This is a genomic window from Stenotrophomonas sp. 2YAF22, from assembly GCF_052114665.1.
GTDB classification, from domain to species: Bacteria; Pseudomonadota; Gammaproteobacteria; order Xanthomonadales; family Xanthomonadaceae; genus Stenotrophomonas; species Stenotrophomonas indicatrix.
The window spans coordinates 1-3,532 of the sequence record NZ_JBFRFE010000457.1; the positions used below are offsets into that span (position 1 = coordinate 1).

A 3,532-nucleotide genomic window follows, 5' to 3' on the forward strand; every position below is an offset into this window, starting at 1 on the left:
CTTCCAGGTCATGGGTGATGAGGATCACCGAGCGGCGATCCTCCTGCCACAGCCGCAGCAGTTCGTTCTGCATCAGGTGGCGGGTGTGGATGTCCAGCGCCGAGAACGGCTCGTCCATCAGGATCACTTTCGGCTCGACGATCAACGCCTGCGCCATCTGCACGCGCTTGCGCTGGCCGCCGGACAGCTGGTGCGGGTAGCGGTGCTCGAAGCCCGTCAGGCCGACCTTGGCCAGCCAGGCATTGGCCTTGGCCTTGCGCTCGGTTTCAGGCACGCCACGAAAGCGCAGGCCCAGTTCGACGTTCTGGTACGCGGTCTTCCATGGCAGCAGCGCATCCTGCTGGAACAGATAGCCGACAGATTCCTGCACGCCGCTGACCTTGCGGCCGTCGATGGCCACCTCGCCGGAAGATGGCGTGAGCAGGCCCGCCACGGAATTGAGGATGGTGCTCTTGCCGCAGCCGGTGGGGCCGACGATGGCGAGGAACTCGCCGTCGCCCACCTGGATGTCGACATCACGCACGGCGGTGAATTCGCCGAAGGACATGGTCACCTTGTTGATGGCGACCATGGTCTGTGCAGGCTCCAGCTGTGGCGCGCCATTGAGCTGGCGCACGGTGGCATTGAGGGCCATGGGGTTACCTCCGCYTAACGTTGGGCTGCCGGTGCCGCAGCGTGGGCACGCTCGACGAAGGCATTGGTGTAGGTCCTGGACAGATCGATGTTGGCCTTGGCCACGTCCGTGTTGAACTCGCGCAGCACCTTCAGCGGCGTTTCCAGGTCGGCCGCGGTGAACTGGCCATCGGTGGTGAAGATCGCGCGGGCGTTCTCCACGGCCCGTGCATAGGTGGCGCGGTCGCCGGAGACATAGCTGTCAGGCAGGGCCGCGACGATGTCCTCGGCGCTGTTGTCGGCGATGAACTTCAACGCCATCTGCTCGGCACGGGCGATCTTTTCGGCCGCTTCCGGGCGCTTGTCCAGGAAGCTCTGGTTGGCGTACATCACCGAGGTCGGGTACAGGCCGCCATAGACCTGGCGTGCGCCTTCATCACTGCGTGCGTCGAGGATGATCTTCCCGACCTTGCGTTCGGTGATCAGGGTGGCGGCGGGGTCGTAGTTCACCAGCAGGTCGATCTTGCCCTGCTCCAGCGCGGCGACTGCTGCGGCACCGGACCCCACGCCGATCAGCGAGATGCTGTCGACCGGGATGTCATGCTGGGCCAGGAAATGCCGCACGAAGAAGTCCGACGAGGAGCCCGGTGCGGTGATGCCGACCTTCTGGCCCTTGATGGTCTGCGGGCGCGCCGGATCGAACGTGGCGTCTTCGCGGCCGGCCATCACCAGGCCGGAATTGCGCGAGAGCAGCACGAAGGCGACCACGTCCTTGCCCTTGGCCTGCATCTGGATGGTGTGGTCGTAGAAGCCGACGGCCACGTCGGTGGAGTTGGCAACCAGCGCTTGCAGCACCTTGGAGCCACCCTGGGCGAAGTTCTCGGTCTTCACGTCCAGGCCGACGTCCTTGAAGTAGCCCTTGGCGTCGGCGATGAAGAACGGCAGGTTGTTGAGATTGTAGGAACCGACGCTGATGCGCACCGGGGCATTGTCGCCGCCGCGCGCGCCGCCACCGGCGGCCGTGGCGTCCGGCTTGCTGCATCCGGCCGCGGCCAGGCCGACCGCGCACAGCGCGGCCATGAAGAACTGCTTGTACATCATCCCTCCCAGGAGTGAAGCATCTACGTTGTGGTGGCGGGCAAGCACGGCTGTGCCGGCCCGACCGGTTTCAGATCATGCCGCTGACGTCCATTGGCGGGCTTGATTGGCACTGGCCCTGGCGGGCGCGGGCGACGTGGCGAACACGCGACCTTCAAACAGACGACGTGCGGTGCGCACCACGCTGGCGACCACCGGCGCGTCGTCCGAGCTGCGACTGAGGCCCACCTCCAGGGCCCCACTCGGATGTTCGAGGGTAATGCTGCCGGGCAGCGGCAGGCACCCGACCAAAGTGTGGGCCAGCGTGCCCGGGGTGACGGCGGCGGTCGCGATGCCCACCGCACCGGTGATGGCCAGCGCGGTGTGACACTGGTGCGGCATGAAATAGCGCACCTGCAGCTGGCCGCCGTGTTGCGGTGCAGACAGCAGCACCGGCTTGGGAATGACCTTGTTGCCGGCGTCGGCGATGCCCATGCGGGCACCGGCCTCGATACGCAGCGCCTCCAGCCGCGCCATGAACGCAGCATCGGCGTTCAGTTCGGCAGGTGAGGCATCGCCGCGTACGCCCAGGTCTTCGGCCTGCACCAGCATCAGCGGCATCGCGCAGTCGACCAGGCTGACCGGCACGCCGTCGATGGTTTCCCGGGCATGGCCGCTTGGCAGCAGCTTGCCGGTGCGTGCGCCGGCCGCGTCCAGGAAGGACAGCCGCACCGGCGAGGCCGAGCCCGGCGCGCCGGCAATGCGCGTATCACCCCGATAGACCACGTTGCCGCCCGGGGTTTCCACCGTGGCGATGATCAGCTTGCCGGTGTTGACGTTGTGCACGCGCACTTCGGTCTCCGGGTCCTGTGCCTGTACCAGCCCGCGCTCGATCGCATACGGGCCCACGGCCGCCAGCATGTTGCCGCAGTTGGGCGAGGTATCGACCACCTGCTGCTCCACCCGCACTTGGGCGAACAGATAGTCCACGTCAGCATCGGGGCGGCTGGAGCGGTCGATGATGGCCACTTTGCTGGTCAGTGCGTTGCCGCCGCCGATGCCGTCGATCTGCAGCGGGTGGCCCGAACCCATCACCTCCAGCAGCAGGCGGTCACGCTCGGCAATATCAGCCGGCAGATCGCTGGCCAGGAAGAACGGGCCCTTGGAGGTACCGCCGCGCATGAGCACGCAGGGAATGCTGAGCAGATCGTTGGACATACGTGTGATAGATTGATGCGTATAGGGGATGAATGACCCCTCTGTGATTCGATACTGGCATGACCCCAATTGATCTGTGAATTGCTGATTTTTGGATGATTGATACCTGATGAGCATCAATTGCGAAATTCTGGATCTGCGCGCGTTCCTGCTGGTATCGGAAACCCGCAGCTTCCATCGCGCTGCCGAGATCCTGCATGTCTCCCAGCCAGCGTTGAGCCGACGCATCCAGAAGCTTGAGCAAGCGGTGGGATCGCCGCTGCTGGAGCGCACCACGCGCAGCGTCAGCACCACGGCCGTGGGCGAGAACCTGCTGCCGCTGGTGCGGCGCATGCTGGAAGAGTTCGATGGATCGCTGTTCTCACTGCGCGGCCGCGAAGACACCCGCGGCGCTACCGTGACGATCGCCTGCCTGCCTACGGCGGCGTTCTACTTCCTGCCCAGCGTGATGGCGCGTTTCCACGAGGCGCATCCGAACGTGCGCTTCCGCATCCTGGATATCCCGGCCACCGAAGGCCTGCAGGCGGTGGAGCGCGGCGAAGTCGAATTCGGTATCAACTTCATGGGCGCCAACGACCCCAATCTCGATTTCGACGTGCTGGCCGAGGATCCGTTCGTGCTGGCG

Annotated in this window: 4 protein-coding genes; 1 reads left to right on the forward strand and 3 read right to left on the reverse strand. The window is 65.5% G+C overall.

Annotation, left to right across the window (positions count from 1 at the left end; all coding sequences use genetic code 11):
- From AB4Y84_RS16360 to AB4Y84_RS16370, 3 genes are all read right to left on the reverse strand, one after another.
- Nucleotides 1-634: ABC transporter ATP-binding protein (locus AB4Y84_RS16360; protein ID WP_442250453.1), on the reverse strand; the 634-nt coding region annotated here is incomplete at its 3' end.
- Nucleotides 635-648: 14 nt separating this feature from the next.
- Nucleotides 649-1,710 (reverse strand): ABC transporter substrate-binding protein, encoded by a 1,062-nt coding sequence (locus tag AB4Y84_RS16365; RefSeq protein ID WP_428705271.1) that lies wholly within the window; start codon nt 1,708-1,710, stop codon nt 649-651.
- Nucleotides 1,711-1,785: 75 nt separating this feature from the next.
- Nucleotides 1,786-2,907 (reverse strand): 4-oxalomesaconate tautomerase, encoded by a 1,122-nt coding sequence (locus tag AB4Y84_RS16370; protein WP_442243535.1) that lies wholly within the window; start codon nt 2,905-2,907, stop codon nt 1,786-1,788.
- Between the two features lie 109 nt (nt 2,908-3,016).
- Between AB4Y84_RS16370 and AB4Y84_RS16375 the strand changes: the two genes are divergently transcribed.
- The coding region (locus AB4Y84_RS16375; protein ID WP_442250454.1) for a LysR family transcriptional regulator at nt 3,017-3,532 on the forward strand (516 nt) is incomplete at its 3' end.